Origin of the sequence: Nocardiopsis baichengensis YIM 90130 (assembly GCF_000341205.1) — a bacterium.
In the GTDB taxonomy this organism is placed as follows: Bacteria; Actinomycetota; Actinomycetes; order Streptosporangiales; family Streptosporangiaceae; genus Nocardiopsis_A; species Nocardiopsis_A halophila.
This window is the reverse complement of the sequence record NZ_ANAS01000005.1, coordinates 134,200-151,530: the sequence shown is the minus strand read 5'-3', so window position 1 is coordinate 151,530 and position 17,331 is coordinate 134,200. Positions and strand designations below refer to the sequence as shown.

The window sequence follows — 17,331 nt, the reverse complement described above, 5'->3', positions numbered from 1 at the left end:
GGCGCCTCCGTTACGCGCCGGTTTCCACCGGAACGGGCCCGGGGAAGGGCGCGGAAACAGGTCGGGCCCGCGCTCGGAAGCGCGGGCCCGAGGGGACTGCGGGGGCAGGGCGGTCTGTGGGGTCCTGTCGGTCAGGGCCTGGAAGGTACGGCGTGTTCAAGAGCGGACCGCGGGGCGGCTGAGAGCCCGGTCCCCGGCGCGCCGGGCGGGCTGTGCGCCGCGGGCTATGCGGCGATGACCGCCGTGTTGCCGGCCTTGTCGTGCAGCGCCTGCTCGCGCGGGTCGAACAGGATCCACAGGCAGCTGATCCAGCCCAGCAGGAAGTAGATCAGCGCCCGCAGGAAGGACTTGCCCTTCTGGGGGTTGCCGAGCGTCTGCAGGTCGATGACGCGGAGCCTCATGGCGCGCTTGCCGATGGTGGCGCCGCGCTTGGACTCGGCCAGCGCCTTGTAGATGAACGGCGTGAAGAACATCTGGGCGTATCCGACGAGCATCCCGATGATGCCCAGAGCGATGAGGATGCCGGACGGGTCCCCGCCGTTGGCCTCCGCGGAGGCGCCCATGGCGATCATGGGGAGAATGCCGATCACGAACATGATCGCCATCGCGACGAGCCCCACGACGAGACCGTCGATGATGGCCGCGGCGATGCGCTTGCCCTTGTCGGCGGCGACGGTCCCGGGCGGCAGCGTCTCCTGCCCGGGGTACACGTACCCCTGCTGGTAGTAGCCGCCCTGCTGGTACTGGTTCTGGTCGTAGCCCTGGTAGCCGTACCCCTGCTGGCCATAGCCCTGCTGTCCGTACCCGGGCTGCTGCGGGTACTGCTGGCCCGGGTAGGGCTGCTGCCCATAGGGGGGTTGCGGCTGCTGGGGAGAAGGTTCCATGAGCAGGGTCGCTCTCTTCTTGAGGAGTCATGGGATGGAGGTCCTGCCATTGTCGCATTTGGGCCTTACGGTCCCCACGCGTCTGTGACAGGCTCACCGTGCTCTTTTCCGACACCGGGCCCGGAGGGCGCTCCCCCCCATGCCTTTCACGCGTATCGGTCTGAGGACCCTACTCGTCACCTCCGTCACCGCCTCCCTCACCGCCGCCCTCCTGATCCCGCCCGCGACCGCCGAGGCCCGAGGCGCCCCGGTCGAGAGCGGTGCCGCGGGGACGGCCGAGGCGTCGACCGCCGACTGGATGGCCGGGCTGCCCGACGGCGCCTCGCTCGCCTCCCTGTCGGTTCCCGGCACGCACGACACGGGGGCCTGGACCGGGACGGTGTGGAGCCGCACCCAGGACATGGAGCTGAGCCGGCAACTGGAGTCGGGGGTGCGCGCGCTCGACGTCCGGACGCGGCACTACCGCGACGCCTTCCCCATCCACCACGGCGCCGAGTACCTGCACCTCAACTTCACCGACGTGGTGACCGACACGGCGGCGTTCCTGAGCGAGCATCCGACCGAGACGGTGCTCATGCGCCTGAAGAAGGAGCACACCGAGGAGGAGAACACCCGCACCTACGAAGAGACCCTCGACCACTACATCGAGTCGGACCCGGAAACGGCCCCGCTCCTGGCCGATCACCTGTGGCGCCCCTCAGGCGGCGAGCGCGTTCCGGACCTGGGGGAGGTGCGCGGCAAGATCGTCATCCTGCAGGACTTCGACGCCGGCAAGGGGTACGGGATCCGCTGGGGCGGCGCATCCACCGACATCCAGGACGACTACCGGGTGCCGACGCTCTTCGACATCCCGGACAAGTGGGAGAAGGCGCGGAGCCACTTCGAGAGGACCGCCGACGGGGCCCCGGAGACGCTGTACATCAACCACCTCAGCGGGTCGGGCGCGCCGTGGGCCAACCCGCGGGAGGTGGCGACCGGCGGCCCGGGCTTCCGCGGCGTGAACGACCACGCGCGGCCCTACCTGAGCCGGAGCGCGGCCGAGGGGACGCTTCCGCGCACGGGGGTGGTGATGGCGGACTTCCCCGACCAGGAGCTCATCGGCGCGGTCATCGGCCACAACCGGACGGCGGCGGCACAGCGGTCGTGACCGCCTGAATCGGGGCGCTCTCCCGCCGGTAGACTTCCTCCGCCATACGGCCCCCGCCCCCTTCGAGAGGTCACCCGTGGACTCGTCCCGCGAGCAGCTCGTCGCCAGCATCTCCGCAGTGGTGGAGGCGACGCCCTCCGATCCCGTCCTGCGCCTGCACTTGGCCGAGCTCCTCCTCGACGGGGGCGACACGGCGGCGGCGATCCCGCACATCGCCACCGCGCTCCAGCAGGACCCGGCCTCGGAGAAGGCGAAGGCGCTGATGGGCAGGGCACTGGGCACCCCGGCCGCGCCCGCGGCGCCGACCGCACCGGAACCCGCCCCGGAACCCGCCCCCATCCCGGAACCGCTCGCCGAGGTGGGGCCCGAGCCGGCGGGCGGCCACGGCTTCGGGTTCTCCGAGGGCGGCGGCACGGCGACCCTCGTGCGCGACGACGGAGCCGACGGAGCCGACGGAGACGACGGAGCCGGCAAGGCGCGCGGCACGGGGGCGGCGCGACCGGGGGCGTGGGACCCGGAGGTCCCCGACCCCTTGGACGACGACGACTTTCCGACCGAGCGCGAGAAGATCACCCTCGCCGACGTGGCCGGGATGGAGAAGGTCAAGGAGCGGATCAACGCGGCCTTCCTGATGCCGATGCGCAATGAGGAGCTGCGCAAGGCGTTCTCCAAGAGCCTGCGGGGCGGCCTCCTGCTCTACGGGCCCCCGGGGTGCGGGAAGACCTACATCGCCCGCGCCATCGCCGGCGAGATGGGGGCGCGCTTCCTCTACGTGTCGGTCGCCGACATCCTCGACGGCAAGAGCTCGCGCAACGTCCAGGCGCTCTTCCGCCAGGCGCGGCAGTACAGCCCCTGCGTGGTGTTCATGGACGAGCTCGACGCCATGGGCGGGCGGCGCGGCAACATGGCGTCCTGGCTGCGCCCGGTCGTCACCCAGCTGCTGACGGAACTGGACTCGGTGGAGGACGACAACGAGGGCGTCTTCTTCCTGGCCGCCACCAACCACCCGTGGGACATCGACAGTGCCCTCAAGCGTCCCGGCCGCCTGGACCGCATGCTCTTCGTGCCCCCGCCGGACGCCGAAGCGCGCGCGTCGATCGTCGGGATGGAGCTGAAGGAGCGGCCTTCCTCGGACATCGACGCCCGGAAGATCGCCAAGCACATGGACGGGTTCTCCGGCGCGGACATCAGCCACCTGGTGGAGAGCGCGGCCGAGCGCGCGCTGCTGGAGTCGGCCCGCGCGGGCAGGGTGCGGCCGATCGTCATGGACGACTTCCGCGCCGTGCTCGGCGAGCTGCGCCCGTCCACAGGTCCGTGGATGGAGACCGCGCGGAACATGGTCGAGTTCGGGTCGGCGGACGGTGCCTACGACGAGCTCGCCGCGTACATCCGCAGCAACCGTTCGCGCAGGTGACCGCGGCCGATGTCCGTCACCGACCCGGGAACCGGCCTCGGCGAACTGCTGCGCCGGGCCGATATGCGCCTGGACATGGGCAAGCCCGAGGAGGCGCTGAAGCTCACCGAGCGGGGCTTGGCCTCCCATCCTGAATCGGACGCCCTCTGGACGCTCAGGGCGTGGGCCCAGGCGAACCTGGGCGCCCACCAGGAGGCCATCGAATCCGCCCAGAGGGCGATCGCCCTGAACGGGGACAACCAGGAGGCTTACGTCCGCCTGGGGTTCTCGATCAGGGACGCAGGGAGGGCCTTCGAGGCCTATGCGGCGGGGGCGGCCGTCCTCAGGATCGACCCCGATTCCGTGCGCGGGCACATCATCGTCGCCTCCTCCCTCGCGGACTGCTGGCGCAAACGCTTCCCGAACTCCGGCCACTTTCCCGCGCAGGCCCGTGCCGCGCTCCAGCGTGCGGTCGAGCTGGCCCCGGAGGACCCCTGGGTGCAGGTGCAGTGCGGCGTCCTCCTGCGATGGCTGGGGGACGACGCGTCCGCGGTCCCCCACTTCCGCGAAGCGCTCCGGCTGAACCCGGACCGGACCCAGGCCCTGCGCAACCTCGCCGAGATCGACCTCAAACGCCACCGGAGGATCCGGGCCCTCCGCTCCCTGCGGGCCGTCCTCGCCTTGGAGCCCGGGGACTCCCGGGTGGTCCGCTTCGCCTACGTCCTCTGCCGCAAGACCACCCGCGCCGTGGTGGCGGCCTCGGTGGTGATCGCCGCCATGTCGGCGGTGATGGCGCTGATCGCCTTCGATCCGTCGTCGGGGGAGTCCGACTCCTCCGCGCTCTTCTGGACGCGGACCGTGGTCGCGGGGATCGCCACGGCGCTGACCGCGGGGGCCTTCGTCTACCTGGGGCGGATCCCCGTGGAGTTCCGGAGGTCCCTCCTCCGGCGCCGGGCGGGCGTGCCGTGGGCGGCGGCCTTCGCGCTGGTGCCGGTGTCCGCGTCGGCGATCGGGTGGACGCCGCCGTCCTGGTCCGGCGTGCCGCTGCTGGTGTTCATCGGGGCGCTGGCGTGCGAGATCGTCCTGGCGCGCACCGTGGACGGGGACGCGTTCTCCGAAGGCGGGGCCGAGCCCGTGCCCGGCTGGGGCCGGCCGGACCAGGCCCCGCTCCCGGCGCCGCCGGTCCGGCGCCTCTGGGCGCTGGTGCTCGACGGGACCATGGTCGCCCTGGCGTGCCTGCTGGTCTACCTGGCGCTGGCGACCTGCCTGGTGATCGCGGTGCAGCTGACCCCGATCCCGCAGGGGCCTGCCGCGCTGTACACCGGTTCGACCCTCGTCGTCCTCGGGGTCCTGGCGACGCCGGTCGGCTACTTCTGGCTGCCGACGGCCCGTACGGGGCAGACCGTCGGCAAGTGGGCTGCGGGGATCCGGGTCGTGGATCCGGAGACGGCGGAGCCGCCGACGAGGAGGGCGGCGGCGGTCCGGACGGGGCTGGCGCTCGGCTTCGGGGCCGTCCTGGGCCTCGGGCTCGCGGTCGATGCGGCGTTCCTGCTCAAGGACAGGCCCTACTTCCGGTCGCTCAAGGACCAGATGGCCGGGACCTGGGTGGTGCGGGCATAGTCCGCGGCGCCTCCCCGGCCTAGGAGTGGTACCAGGGGCCCCAGCGGCCTTCGTAGAAGGCCCGGCCGTTCCCGCTCACGGCGAGCACGATGATGAGGACCGCCACCCCGAACCCGACGAGGCTGAGGGTGATCAGGTTGAAGAAGGCCGAGATCGAGTAGAGGACCACGATGGTCCACATGATGCCCTTGCCGGGGCGCCCCGCTCTGACGCCCAACCAGGTCATGAGCCCGCCGATCGTCACGATCACCAGCCCGAAGCCCAACACGAGCCCGCGCGCGGACCCCTCCATGTCGAGGTCGGCGGCGACGTCCGGCGAGAGCAGGGCCCCGGTCGCCATGCCGGTGAGGATCAGGCCGATCAGATAGGCGAATCCCGCGCTGATGAACACGAACACCCGGATCGCCGTCACCGCCCCGGGGCGCTTCTTCATCGGCGGATGGCCGTACGAGGACGCGTAGGGGTTTCCGGGAGGCGCGTATCCGGGGCCGTACTGGACGCCGGGAGGCAGCCCGTACCCAGGGGGAGGGGGAGGGGCGTACCCGGGCGGCGGCGGGGGCGCGTGTCCGCTGCCGGGGTGGAGCGGCTCATAGCCGCCGCCGGGCGGCTGGTGCGGGGGAGGGGGCTGCACGTGCTCGTCCCTTTCTGGCAGTACTTCCGGCAATGGCGGATCTGGAACGTGGCCGGTCCGAATCTATCTGTGGTCGCCGACTCCGCGGCCGTGGGGCGGCCTCGCGACCGGATGCGGCCGACCGGCGACCACTCGCGCCCCGAAGGTGGTCTCCCCCTCGTCGTTGAGATGGAGCGTCGGTGACATCCCCCGGTACCCCCAGACGGCGTCCGGTAGGGAGACCTGGGCGAGCGTCTGGAAGGCGTAGGCGGCCTTCTGGGAGGTGCAGCCGGCGGTCGTCTCCACGGGGGTTCCGGTGGGGACGGTCAACGGGATCCCCGCGTCCGCCGACCATCCGTCGGGGCAGTCGGTGAAGCCGTCGCCGGCGTTGTGGCGCTCAAGGCGGGCCTTGAGTTCGATCGCGCCGTCGCCGCCGTTCTCCAGGCGGACGAAGTGTTCGAGGTGCGTGTCGGCGTCGCGGATGCAGGTCCACCAGTCCACGCGGCCGATCGTCCGGGGGGAGCTGCACGCGGTGATGGAGGCGTCGACCTCGCCGGCCGCGGCGGTGGTGTTCTCCATGGCGTCCGGGGGAAGTTCGGCGGAGGGCTCGCCTTCGTCGGCCTGATCCGGGGAGGCCTCGGGGGACGCGACCGCGGACGCGTCGGTGCCGGCCGACGGGTCGGGCGTGGGTGCGGGCGGTGACGGCGTGGGCGACGGTTCGGCCTCCCCGGAGGGCCCGGCGGGACCGGCGTCGGCCGTGGTTCCTTCGCCCGACCAGTGCAGTCGAGGGGCGAGCCGGACGGCGGTGAGGGCGGCGGCCGTGCTCGCGGTGAGGAGGGCCAGCCCGATCACGATCGCGGTGACCAGGCGTCTGCGCGGTGTCCGCCGGGCCTTGGGCGGCGCTAAGTAGACGTCGCCGTAGATGTCGCCCGCCTGAATGAGGTTGCCGTCGTTGTGCGAGCCGTGGTTCTGCTGCTTCCGGGGCGCGGGACGGTCTTCAGGGGGATGGGCGGCACGGTCGTCGTCCATGGGAGGTCCCGAGAAGTGGTGAGGGGAAACCGAGAGGCTCGGGATAATACAGGGAGTAGGTGTTCGGTAACGGAAAATGGGCGACTCGTCTCCCGCATAGGACGGTGACCTGCGGGTTCGTTGCTACAGGGGGGTGGAGGCGCGCGGATCGTCAGTGCCTTAGGCCTGGTGTCGGACACCCCTGAGACGCAGAAGCCCCGGCGGTGGGACCCGTCGGGGCGAGGCTCTGCGAGGCGTCATGCTTCCTGGAAGCCGTTAGAGCCGATCATGTTTGATGCCTTCGAGGAAGGCGTGCCACTCGGCGACAGCGAACATGAGGTGGCCGGCCTCTCGGTGCTTGCTGTCGCGGACCGCGCTCGCTTGAGGGAGGTCGGCGACCTCGACGCAGTTCTGGCCGTGTGAGCTGCTGTAGCTGCTCTTCTTGAAGACGAGATCGTTGGATGTGGGCAGCGGAGGCATGGTTAGGAACCCTCGCGCTTCAACGCGTCCACTCGAGGCGGACGATCTTCTCCAAGCAGACCCCATCAGAGCTGGTCGCGTCTGGTTCCTGCTAGGAAGGCGTGCCACTCTGCACTCATGAAGGAGAGATGACCCTGGTCGGGGTGCTTACTGTCTCGGACGGCCGTGGTCGCTGGCGCGGTAGCCACTTCGACGCATGCTTCGGCGTTGCCGCTGTAACTGGACTTGCGGAAGTGCAGTGTCTCCACGGGTACCACTTGGGACTCTCTAGGTCTGGACGGTCTCTTCCATCAGCTTCTGGATGAACTCGATCGAAGGGTCGGGGCGCAGCGCAGCCCCCAGCAGGTGACCGTATACCTCGGTGTATCTGTCCAGTTGGTGCGCTTCTTCGACGATAAGTCTAGTTCCTACACCCTCAGTAAAGGCGAGAGCCGGGTCCAGGGGATCCTCGAACTCCAGGATGATGAACGAACCGAGCACAGCAGCATGAGCGCCCGCGCTGAACGGCAGCACGCGAATGTCGATGTTGGGGCGTGGTGCGAGGTTGAGAAGGTGCTGTAGCTGTTCGGACATGACGTCGGGCCCGCCGACGAGGCGCCGAAGCGCACCTTCATCGATCACTGCGTCTACCTTCGCGGGGTGGACGCCTTCGATTATTCGCTGTCGTTCGAGCCGGGCCTGCACATGCCGCTGGATCACCTCAGGGGCGTGTGCTGCCCCACCACGGAAGATCGCTTCGATGTAGCGCGGCGTCTGGAAGAGGCCAGGGACTACCTGTGCTTCGAAGCACCTGATGGTTGACGCCTCTGCCTCGAAATCGGGCAGTGCGCCGGGGCTGAAGACATCGCGATAATCGGCCCACCAGCCGCGTTGCTTGGCGTCGCGTGCAAGCTGGAGGAGACCGTCGCGCAGTGAGCCGTCGTGCACGGAGTACAAGTCCATCAGCTGTTCAAGGTCGTCCAGTCTGACGCCCTGATCAGCCTTCTCGATCCGTGTGAGCTTGCTGTGTTGCCACCCCAGCTCCTTCGCGGCAGCTTGGCCGGTCATGTTCGCCTGTTCGCGGAGTCGTCGCAGCTCGGCCGCGAGTCGCCGCTTGCGCACGGTGGGGCTTGGAGTCGGGAGGCGTGGCATGTCCCGATGGTAGCGCTGGCCTACAGCTCAACTTGAAAGAATTTGCTGTCAACGCTCCACAAAATCGCAGTTTGCGATTACTGTGTGAGGTCAACGGTAACCTTCTGGTCGCTTCGGCGGCCCATACGAGGGAGTCGTCCCATGTCCGTCATCTACCGTGCTCTCGTTGCGCTCTTTGCGCTGATCGGCCGTCGGGGAAAGCCCTGCCAGGTCGCGCGACTGGAAGCGGCCGTCGCCCAGGCCCGGCGCTACACCCCGCCCCCGCGTGTGCCGACGCCCCTGGCCCCGGTGCACCGGCCCCCGGCACGCGCGCCCGCGCCCCTACACCGCCCCGCTCGCCGTCCCGGACTACGCCCGGTTCTGCGAGGCCGCCGTGCGCCACCGCGCCCTGTGGCGCCTGACCTACGAGCCCGCCGACCGCGCCCCCTACCAGGCCCACCACCGTGCCGAAGAGGACACCACCCTGGCCGCCACCGACATCGAGGCCCTGGATTTCGCCCTGAGCGAGTTCACCCCGCCCGGCCACGCCCGCGCCTACCTGCGCCCGCGCGCCACCGGCCCCAAGGCCACGCCCAACCGCGCCACCGCTGCCACCGCTGTGACCGGCGCTCGGGCTGTGGGCGCGGTGAACGGTCCGGCCCTGCCCTCCGGCAGGCCCCGCCCGCCCGGCGACCTGCTCGCCCCGAAGCCCGCCCTGCCCACCGGCCCCGCCGGACTTTCGGGAGGGCCGCGATGACCGCCCGCCCGTCCGGCTCCGGCCCCGAGCCCGCCCCCGGATCCGACCCTGCTCCCGATTCCGGCGGGCACCGAAGCCTGTCCCGGCTCAGCCCGGACCAGATCCGCATCGAGGAGAACGGCGACCGGATCACCCTCACGCTCTCCCCGACCACCGAGATCGTGCTCGACCGCAGCGCGCCGGACCGCGACGTCCAGCACGACTACGTCCAGCACCTGGCCTGTGCGGCCCGCATCGCCCGGACCCTCATGCGCCGAGCGAGCCCGTGACCCCGCCCGACCCCGACAGACACCTGCAGACCCCACCCGCCACAGCCCAGAGCGGGGCCCTCCCCGAAGGAGGGCCCCGCGGGCGGTCGCCGGGACTTCAGTCCCCCTTCACCGAAGGCCCATGCGTCGGTCGTGCGCCCCGCCGAACATGTGCCCCATGTACCCACGCCTCCTCGCGGCCGCGACCGCCTTCGTGTCGGCGGCGGCCCTCTCCGTCCCCGCCGCGGCCCACGCCGCTCCTGCCTCCCACCGCCATCTCGACCTCCAGGCCCACCGCGGCGGCCTGGGGCTCGTCGTGGAGAGCACCCTGCCCGCCTTCGAGAACGCCCTTCGGCTCGGCGTGACCACGCTGGAGCTCGACGTGCAGATCACCAAGGACGGGGAGGCGGTCGTCACGCACGACCGGCAGATCAGCGCCGCCAAGTGCCTGGACACCGGACCCGCCTACCCGGACGATCCCCTCTACCCGTACGTCGGGCGCTACATCAAGGACCTGACCCTGGAGCAGGTGAGGACGCTCGACTGCGGCTCCCAGACGCTCCCGCGGTTCCCGGACCAGCGCGCTGTTCCGGGCGCACGGATGCCGCTGCTGAGCGAGGTCTTCGACCTCGTGCACCGCTACCGGGCCTACAAGGTCAAGCTCAACGTCGAGACCAAGGTCGAGGCGGGCGCCCCGGAGGAGACCGCACCCCGGGAGGAGTTCGTCCAGGTGGTCGCCTCCGAGGTGCGGTCGGCCCGCATGCTCCGCCAGGTGACGATCCAGAGCTTCGACTGGGGCGCGCTGATGCGCATGCACGAGGTCGAGCCGCGCCTGCCGCTCGTTGCGCTCACCAACCATGACTTCCTTGAGACGGGGGAGCCGGGGGCCTCCCCGTGGCTGGGCGGGATCGACATCGACGACTTCGGCGGGGACCCCGTCGCCGCCGTCGACTCCTTCGGCGCGGACGCCTTCTCCCCGGTGCACGGGTTCCCGCAGGACGGGACGGTGGACGACCCGGACTACGAGCCCTACGTGACCGAGGAGATGGTGGAGCGGGCGCATGGGCGCGGCATCGAGGTGATCCCGTGGACCGTGGACGACGAGGCGACCATGCACAAGCTCATCGACGACGGCGTGGACGGGCTGATCACCGACTACCCGGACCGGCTGCGGGAGGTCATGGCGGACCGGGGCTTCAAGCTGCCGAAGCGGTATCCGGGACCGCGGCCCTGGCCCCGCCCGTGACCCCGGCGGCCTCGGCGCGGTCCATGCGCGCCGAGACGGCGGCGAGCACGAGCGCGCTCGCCGGCAGCAGGGCGCCGGCCCAGTTGGGGGACGTGTAGCCGAACCCCAGGTCGATGACGAATCCGCCGAGCCAGGCGCCGATGGCGTTGCCCAGGTTGAAGAAGCCGATGTTGACGGCGGAGGCCAGGGTCGGGGCGCCTGAGGCCTTGTCCATGACGCGCTTCTGCAGGGGCGGCACGGTTGCGAAGCCGAAGACGCCGATCAGGAACACGAATACGACCGAGGCCGCCATGCTGTGCGCGCCCCAGGTGAACCCGAAGAGGGTGAGGCTCAGCGCGGTGAGCGATGTGAACAGCAGCGGCATCAGGGCCTTGTCCGCCAGACGGCCGCCGACGGTGTTGCCGACCACCATTCCGACGCCGAACGCGATCAGGACCCAGGTGACGCTGGAGGGTCTGAAGCCCGCCACCTCGGTGAGCATGGGGGCGATGTAAGTGATCGACACGAACACGCCCCCGAAGCCCAGGACGGTCATCGCCATGGCGAGCACGACCTGCGGGCTGCGCAGGGCGGCGATCTCGGGCATCAGTCGGGCGCCCTGAGGGCGCGGGATCCGGGGGATCAGGGCGAGCACGCCCGCGAGGCCGACGACGCCGAGCAGGGCGATGGCGCCGAAGGTGGCCCGCCAGCCCAGGTGCTGGCCGAGGAACGTCCCGGAGGGCACGCCGACCACGTTGGCCAGGGTGAGGCCGGTGAACATGAACGCGATCGCGGCGGCTTTCCGCTGCGGGGCGACCAGGTCGGCGGCGACCACGGCGCCGATGCCGAAGAACGCGCCGTGGGTGAGCGAGGCGACGACGCGGCCGGCCAGGAGCAGGCCGAACGCGGGGGCCAGGGCGGTGAGCAGGTTGCCCACCACGAACAGGACCATCAGGGCGGCGAGCATCGGCTTGCGGCCGAAGCGCGTCCCCAGGGCGGTGGTGACGGGGGCGCCGAGGAAGACGCCGGTGGCGTAGACGGTCGCCATGTGGCCGGCGGTGGAGACGGAGACCCCGAACTCGGCGGCGATCCCGGGCAGGAGGCCGGTGACCACGAACTCGGTGGTCCCGATCCCGAAGGCGCCGATGGCGAGCGCCCAGAGGGCGAGCGGCATGGCCGCCGTCCCTCCGGTGCGAGGGCGGTGTGGAGAAGGCATGCGCCGACATTAGATGCACGCGCGGACTACTTGCAAGCGCGGGCTATATGATCACGCGCATTATATGCTTACGCCTCTTCTGTCCCCACGCGGTCAGTTGCAGCCGGAGCTACCCTGGGGGCGGGCAGTGAGCGCGCAGGAGGCAGGCGATGGGCACCGACGCCGTGGAAGAGGCCCCGAGGAGCGGCGGGGCGGGACTCGCGCAGGGGTGGTGCGCGCTGTCGCTCCTGCACGGGACCATCGAGACGCATGTCGAGAAGGCCCTCCAGGCCGGCCACGGGCTGAGCGTGCGCGAGTTCTCGGTCATGGCGGCGCTGAGCGACCGGAGCGGGTCGAAGATGCGGATGAACGAGGTGTCGGAGGCGGTCGTGCTGAGCCAGAGCGCGACGACCCGCCTCGTCAATCGCTTGGAGGACCGAGGACTACTGGAACGGGTGATCTGCCCGAACGACAGGCGCGGGATCTACACGGCGATCACCGACAAGGGACGGTCGCTCCTGGCCGAGGCCAGGCCGACCAACGAATCGGCCCTTGAAGAGGTCTTGGACGCGGCCGAGAAGAATCCCGAGCTGGCGCCTCTTGTGCACGCCCTGCGCACGCACCGCACCGGAATCTGACAGGAGGCCGAGGGGCGCATCTCCCGGGGGAGCGGACTGAGAGAGGATCATCCCCCATGAGAAGAGTGACGCGACTCCTCACCCCTGAGGACGCCCCGGCCCTGGCCGAGTGCCTGACGGAGAACCGAGAGTTCATGCGGCCGTGGGACGCCCTCAGGGACGATCGCTACTTCACACCCGAGGGGCAGCGCGAACAGATCGAGGAGGCCCTGAGGGCCTACACGTCGGGGGCCGGGGCCCCGTTCGCGATCCTGGCCGACGACGGGTCGGTGGTCGGCCGGATCAACATCAACGGCATCATCCGCGGGGCGTTCCAGTCCGCGGCCATCGGCTACTGGGTCTCCAAGAGCCACAACGGCAGGGGGCTGGCGACGGCCGCGGTCGCCGAGGTCAAGCGGTACGCCTTCGGCCCCTTGGACCTGCACCGCCTCCAGGCCGAGACCCTGCTGCACAACACCGGCTCCCAGCGCGTACTGCGGCGCAACGGATTCACCCCGTTCGGGGTCGCACCGCACTACCTGAAGATCGCCGGCGAATGGCAGGACCACGTCCTCTTCCAGGCGCTCAACCCGGAGGCGGTGTAGAGGCCGGGTTATCAGTGCCGGCCGGAGTAGAAGGACTTGTTGGCGCCGGCTCCGGCGATCATGGCGATGGAGACCATGAGCGGGAAGAGGGCCGGCTGATTCCCGGTATCGGCGGCCAGGTTCGACAGGAAGCTGAGGACCCCGACGAGAGCGGTCAGACTGTAGGTCAGGATGATGGCCCACATCACCCACAGCTTAGGGGTCGCCGCCTTCGCGCCGAGGAAGAACTGCCAGGTGCTCATTACGGCGAAGACGATGGCGAGCACCCCGAAGAGGACCAGGAACCCCTCCTCATCAGGATCGGCGACGAAGAACCCTGTGACCACCAGTCCCGTGAAGATCAGGGTGAAGAGGGTCGAGAAGCCCGCAAAGATGAAGATGAAGACCCTGAGCGCGGTCACAGAGCCCGGCCTGGCCTTCGTATAGGGCTGGACATAGGGCCCGTACGGATACGCCCCGGGCGGGGGAGCCTGATAGCCGGCACCGTAAGGAGGCGCCGGAGCGGCCTGGGCGGCCTGGGGATGTCCCCCGGGGTTCTGGTAGGGCCCGGGAGAAGGATGCCCAGGCGGCCCGTGAGGCGGTCCCGCCTGCGGTTGCACAGGAGGATGCGCTCCCTGCTGCCACCTCTGCTGCCCACCCGAGGGAGCCTGGCCAGGAGGATAGGGATTCATGGTGTCCTAACAATGATGGGGGTCGGATGACCGACGCACGAACTTACCGTCATCACCCCGTCACTCGCACAGCCGCCTGATCGGGTCCAGGTGAAGAGGCCACTTCCGGCCGGACGACATGCGTCCCCGAGCGCCGGGACGGGGCGCAAGACGCCCAGGAAAAATCACTTTCCATCCATGGAATACGCCGGTAGCGTGTTCCACGTCCTCCCGGTGTGAAGGCGACGGATACTTCTGGTGTGAAATCACGCGGGCTCGCCATGGCCTGTCAACTCGCTTCTCAGCGGGGAAGACCGTCGTCGGCAGTGATCTCGGCAGGAGCGGATGCAGAGGGGTGCGCCCGGTGCGCAGACAGCGGTTACTTCGACTGAAAATCGAGTGGTCGCAGGTTCGAGTCCTGTCACCGGCACCGCCGGTGTAGCTCAATTGGTAGAGCGCTTTTGTGCCCGCCGTCGACCTTGATCTCGGGTGCACCCTTCTGGTTCGAGACTCCTCCCGGTACAGAAGGAGTCCCCGACCATGGCCACGTTCAATCGGCCCGAAAGTCGCCCCTCCGGCCGTGGCCCCGTCACCTCCGATCAGGCCCCGTCCGGGCGCACCCATGAGGGCGCCCCCGGATACGCGCGTGACGCCCGGTCCGAGCTGTTCCTGCTGGCCGTGACCAACATGGTCGGCGAGAACACCTTCTACGAAGCGGCCGGCGGCCGCGACGCGCGCTTCCGCGGCCTGGTCCATCAGGTCGCCGTCGAGGACCCCCAGTGGCTGACCGGCATGGTCCGGTGGCTGCGCAAGGAGGGGAACATGCGCTCGGCCGCGCTCGTGGCCGCTCTGGAGGGGGCCAAGGCGCGCGTGGACGCGGGCGCCCACGGCCACTCCCGCCAGATGGTCGACGCGGCCCTGATGCGCGCCGACGAGCCCGGAGAGGCACTGGCCTATTGGACGTCCCACTTCGGGCGCGCCATCCCCAAGCCCGTCAAGCGCGGCATCGCCGACGCGGTTCCCCGCGTGTACAACGAGCGGACCCTGCTGAAGTACGACACCGACAGCCGCGGCTTCCGCTTCGGCGACGTGCTGGAGCTCGTACACCCGCCCCCGGCGCTCGGTGCGCCCTGGATGGGAGAGCTGTTCAAGTACGCCATCGACCGGCGCCACCGTCCGGATGCTCCGATCCCCGAGCGTCTGGACGTCCTGGTCCGCAATGCCGAGCTGCGGGACCGGGCCGGTGCCGACCCGATGGCGCTGATGGACGCCGAGGAGCTGCGCAAGGCCGGAATGACGTGGGAGACGGCGCTGTCGCTGGCCGGTGACAGGGTCGACAAGGCCCGGCTGTGGGAGGCGCTCATTCCCTCCATGGTGTACATGGCGCTGCTGCGCAACCTCCGCAACTTCGACCGGGCCGGAGTGAGCGACGCGGTCGCCGAGCAGGTCGCCGACACGCTCGCCGACCCCGTTCGGGTGAAGCGCTCCCGCCAGCTGCCCATGCGGTTCCTGTCCGCATTCCGGGCCGCCCCGTCCCTGCGATGGGGCCAGGCCCTGGAGAAGGCGCTGCAGGCCTCACTGGCCAACGTGCCCCGGCTGGAGGGGAGCACCCTCGTCCTCGTGGACCGGTCCGTCTCGATGCGGGCTCCCCTGTCCGCCCGGTCCGACCTGAACCGCGCGGACGCCGCGGCGGTGTTCGGCGCGGCGCTGGCGATGCGGTGCGCGGACGCCGACCTGGTGGAGTTCGGCACCGGGTCCCGGCAGGTGCGCCTGGAGCCCGGTGCGGCGCTGCTGCGTGTCACGGAGCGGTTCGGCGACATGGGCGGCACCGACACCGCCGCTGCGGTGCGGTCGCACTTCCGCGGCCACGACCGGGTCGTCATCGTCACCGACGAGCAGGCGTGGGGCGGGTACCGGGGAGAAGAGCCGACCCGGCAGGTGCCGGAGTCCGTCCCGGTGTACACCTGGAACCTCGCCGGCTACGAGCACGGCCACGGTCCTTCGGGTGAGGGCAACCGGCACGTCTTCGGGGGGCTCAGCGACGCGGCCTTCAGGATGATCCCCCTGATCGAGGCGGGCCGGACCGCGAATTGGCCGTGGGAGAGCCGCTGATCCTCGCGGGAGCAGTGAAGGCCGCCCCGTCTTTCGGGGCGGCCGATGCCCCCTCCGCAAATCGAGAGTGGTGACATCGCATGCGACGGGTGTACTCGGCCCGCCTCAGCCCCTTCTCTGCGTGACCTTCCGGAAGGTGCGCACCGCGCTTCGGGCGAGGCGGTTGGACGGGAGTTCGGCCAGGGCGGTCAGCTGCTCCTCATATCCCCCTGCCAAGCCCGCCGGGCCGCGACTCGGGGACGGGACGGCGTTCTCCTGAGCGGGTGGTTCGGTCGCCCGTTCCTTGGGCTCCTTCTTGGCCTTGGCCTTGGACTTCTTCGGCTTCGGTTCGGCCTCCCGCCTTGCCTTCCGCTCCCGCTTCTCCTTCTTCTTTCGGTCGGCCTTCTCATCGTCGGCGGGGGGCTGGGGGCCGCTCGGGCCTTCGAGGAAAGCGCGCGCGGCATCCGAGCCGGCGACGACCGTTGGGCGCGCGGGAGCCGGATCCGTCGTGCGTCCAGGCAGGCCTCCGGCGGCACTCGGTGGCGGTGCAGACGGTCGGCCGTGCCCCTGTGGTGGGCGGAGCGGCTGCTGAGGCGGGGCCTCCTGGGGCCGCGCCTCCGGCCTTCTCGGCGGCTGCGTGCCCGCGGGCCCGGGCGGCCCAGGTGGTCGCTGCTGAGGACGCTGAGGTCCGGACGGGTTCCCGTTCTGGGGCGGTCCGGGGTTCCCCGGCGGAGGAGTGTTCGTCATCGTGCGGCCCTCTTCAGCGCCTCAAGGGCGATCCGGGTCGCCGCCGCATGTGTGGACGCGGACAGGCGGCGGGGCTCCAGACCGTCCGTGTGGGCGAGGTGTCTGTCGTAGCCGACGCGCACGACCTCGGCCCCGCTTTTGCGCAGCACCTCGGCGGCGCCCTCGTGGTCGAAGCGCGGATCCTCGTCGGGGGACTGCTCCACCAGGACCACGACGATCCGCTTCGGCAGGGACGCGTCCCCCTGAGTCGTCATCCAATCGAACCCCCGGCCGATGTCGGCGGCGCCCTGGGCCGTGGCCGGGGCCACGAGCACATGCGCGTGGGCGCTCGCCTGGGCGGCCCGGTTGAACCCGTCGAAGACGTCGGCACCGCGGTCGATGAGCGTGACCCCGAAGTAGCGCGTGATGGGAAGGAGGGTCTCCTGGAAGGCGCCGGCGTCGAGCGAGGTCGCCTCAGGGCCGCTGTGCACGGCCGGAAGCATCCACAGCCGGTCCCGCACATGGGCCAGGTGCGGCGCCAGCTCCTCGAAGGAGGAGGCGGAGACACGCTTCCGGGCGACCTCACCGAGCGACGACGACGGCGTCACGCCCAGCCTGCGCGCCAGGGAGTTCGACCCGGGCGTGATGTCCAGCGTCAGCACCCGGTCGTGGCGGTAGTGCGCGAAGACCGACGCGAGCAGCGCCGTCACCGTGGCCTCGTCCGCGCCCGCGCGCGGGCGGGTGACCACGATCCTCCGGCCCGTGGTGATGGCCCGCTGCAGGGCCTCGCCGGTCTCAAGGAAGCCGCGTGTGTGGTCCGAAGGGAGGAACGGCAGCGCCAGCCCCCGGCCGATGCGGCGGAGCAGCGGGTCGCCATGGCGGCCCGGCCGGGTGACGGGCCGGCGATCCGAGTCGGACCGGGCGTCGGTTCGGGTGTTCACGGCTGCCTCCTTCCTCGAACCTCG

The 17,331-nt window shown here is 70.6% G+C and carries 18 protein-coding genes and 1 tRNA gene; 10 read left to right on the top strand and 9 right to left on the bottom strand.

Annotation, left to right across the window (positions count from 1 at the left end):
* Positions 1-224: 224 nt before the first annotated feature.
* On the bottom strand, positions 225-884 hold the full coding sequence (locus C892_RS0104270; protein ID WP_017556212.1) for an RDD family protein: 660 nt from the start codon (positions 882-884) through the stop codon (positions 225-227).
* 139 nt (positions 885-1,023) lie between these two features.
* On the opposite strand from C892_RS0104270, the gene C892_RS0104265 reads away from it, so the two are divergent.
* The 3 genes from C892_RS0104265 (at position 1,024) to C892_RS0104255 (ending at position 5,044) form a co-directional block, all read left to right on the top strand.
* Positions 1,024-2,031 carry a phosphatidylinositol-specific phospholipase C gene (locus C892_RS0104265; RefSeq protein WP_017556211.1) on the top strand — a complete coding sequence of 336 codons (1,008 nt, stop codon included), beginning with the start codon at positions 1,024-1,026 and terminating at the stop codon, positions 2,029-2,031.
* 76 nt (positions 2,032-2,107) lie between these two features.
* The gene (locus tag C892_RS0104260; RefSeq protein WP_017556210.1) at positions 2,108-3,445 is read left to right on the top strand and encodes an ATP-binding protein; all 1,338 of its coding nucleotides are present in this window, start codon (positions 2,108-2,110) and stop codon (positions 3,443-3,445) included.
* 9 nt (positions 3,446-3,454) lie between these two features.
* Positions 3,455-5,044 (top strand): RDD family protein, encoded by a 1,590-nt coding sequence (locus C892_RS0104255; protein WP_017556209.1) that lies wholly within the window; start codon positions 3,455-3,457, stop codon positions 5,042-5,044.
* Between the two features lie 19 nt (positions 5,045-5,063).
* Here C892_RS0104255 and C892_RS0104250 read toward each other — a convergent pair whose 3' ends face one another.
* From C892_RS0104250 to C892_RS0104235, 5 genes are all read right to left on the bottom strand, one after another.
* Positions 5,064-5,675, bottom strand: coding sequence for a hypothetical protein (locus tag C892_RS0104250; protein WP_239647253.1), 612 nt, complete (start codon positions 5,673-5,675; stop codon positions 5,064-5,066).
* A gap of 63 nt (positions 5,676-5,738) precedes the next feature.
* On the bottom strand, positions 5,739-6,683 hold the full coding sequence (locus tag C892_RS29915; RefSeq protein WP_026124130.1) for a hypothetical protein: 945 nt from the start codon (positions 6,681-6,683) through the stop codon (positions 5,739-5,741).
* 255 nt (positions 6,684-6,938) lie between these two features.
* Positions 6,939-7,142: a DUF397 domain-containing protein gene (locus C892_RS0104240; RefSeq protein ID WP_017538633.1), complete on the bottom strand. Its 204-nt coding sequence runs from the start codon at positions 7,140-7,142 to the stop codon at positions 6,939-6,941.
* Positions 7,143-7,207: 65 nt separating this feature from the next.
* Positions 7,208-7,390, bottom strand: coding sequence for a DUF397 domain-containing protein (locus C892_RS30345; protein ID WP_338040827.1), 183 nt, complete (start codon positions 7,388-7,390; stop codon positions 7,208-7,210).
* 19 nt (positions 7,391-7,409) lie between these two features.
* A complete protein-coding gene (locus C892_RS0104235; RefSeq protein ID WP_083932597.1) occupies positions 7,410-8,273 on the bottom strand; it encodes a helix-turn-helix domain-containing protein in 864 nt (287 codons plus the stop codon).
* Positions 8,274-8,538: 265 nt separating this feature from the next.
* On the opposite strand from C892_RS0104235, the gene C892_RS0104230 reads away from it, so the two are divergent.
* From C892_RS0104230 to C892_RS0104220, 3 genes are all read left to right on the top strand, one after another.
* On the top strand, positions 8,539-9,009 hold the full coding sequence (locus tag C892_RS0104230; protein ID WP_017556207.1) for a hypothetical protein: 471 nt from the start codon (positions 8,539-8,541) through the stop codon (positions 9,007-9,009).
* Positions 9,006-9,278, top strand: a complete 273-nt coding sequence (locus C892_RS0104225; protein WP_017556206.1) for a hypothetical protein — start codon at positions 9,006-9,008, stop codon at positions 9,276-9,278. The genes C892_RS0104230 and C892_RS0104225 overlap by 4 nt, the downstream gene beginning before the upstream one ends.
* Positions 9,279-9,435: 157 nt before the next feature.
* A complete protein-coding gene (locus C892_RS0104220; RefSeq protein ID WP_017556205.1) occupies positions 9,436-10,503 on the top strand; it encodes a glycerophosphodiester phosphodiesterase in 1,068 nt (355 codons plus the stop codon).
* On the opposite strand, the gene C892_RS0104215 is transcribed toward C892_RS0104220, so the two are convergent.
* Complete coding sequence (locus C892_RS0104215; protein ID WP_017556204.1) at positions 10,454-11,656, bottom strand: MFS transporter; 1,203 nt, start codon at positions 11,654-11,656, stop codon at positions 10,454-10,456. The genes C892_RS0104220 and C892_RS0104215 overlap by 50 nt on opposite strands.
* Positions 11,657-11,847: 191 nt before the next feature.
* Between C892_RS0104215 and C892_RS0104210 the strand changes: the two genes are divergently transcribed.
* Both C892_RS0104210 and C892_RS0104205 read left to right on the top strand, forming a co-directional pair.
* A complete protein-coding gene (locus C892_RS0104210; RefSeq protein ID WP_017556203.1) occupies positions 11,848-12,315 on the top strand; it encodes a MarR family winged helix-turn-helix transcriptional regulator in 468 nt (155 codons plus the stop codon).
* Between the two features lie 65 nt (positions 12,316-12,380).
* Complete coding sequence (locus C892_RS0104205; protein ID WP_017556202.1) at positions 12,381-12,899, top strand: GNAT family N-acetyltransferase; 519 nt, start codon at positions 12,381-12,383, stop codon at positions 12,897-12,899.
* An 11-nt stretch (positions 12,900-12,910) separates the two neighbouring features.
* On the opposite strand, the gene C892_RS0104200 is transcribed toward C892_RS0104205, so the two are convergent.
* Positions 12,911-13,300, bottom strand: coding sequence for a hypothetical protein (locus C892_RS0104200; RefSeq protein ID WP_017556201.1), 390 nt, complete (start codon positions 13,298-13,300; stop codon positions 12,911-12,913).
* A gap of 608 nt (positions 13,301-13,908) precedes the next feature.
* On the opposite strand from C892_RS0104200, the gene C892_RS0104195 reads away from it, so the two are divergent.
* Positions 13,909-13,979 (top strand) — tRNA-OTHER (locus C892_RS0104195).
* Positions 13,980-14,089: 110 nt separating this feature from the next.
* On the top strand, positions 14,090-15,661 hold the full coding sequence (locus C892_RS0104190; protein WP_017556200.1) for a TROVE domain-containing protein: 1,572 nt from the start codon (positions 14,090-14,092) through the stop codon (positions 15,659-15,661).
* A 722-nt stretch (positions 15,662-16,383) separates the two neighbouring features.
* Here C892_RS0104190 and C892_RS0104185 read toward each other — a convergent pair.
* Positions 16,384-17,307 carry a MinD/ParA family ATP-binding protein gene (locus C892_RS0104185; RefSeq protein WP_017556199.1) on the bottom strand — a complete coding sequence of 308 codons (924 nt, stop codon included), beginning with the start codon at positions 17,305-17,307 and terminating at the stop codon, positions 16,384-16,386.
* Positions 17,308-17,331: the final 24 nt, after the last annotated feature.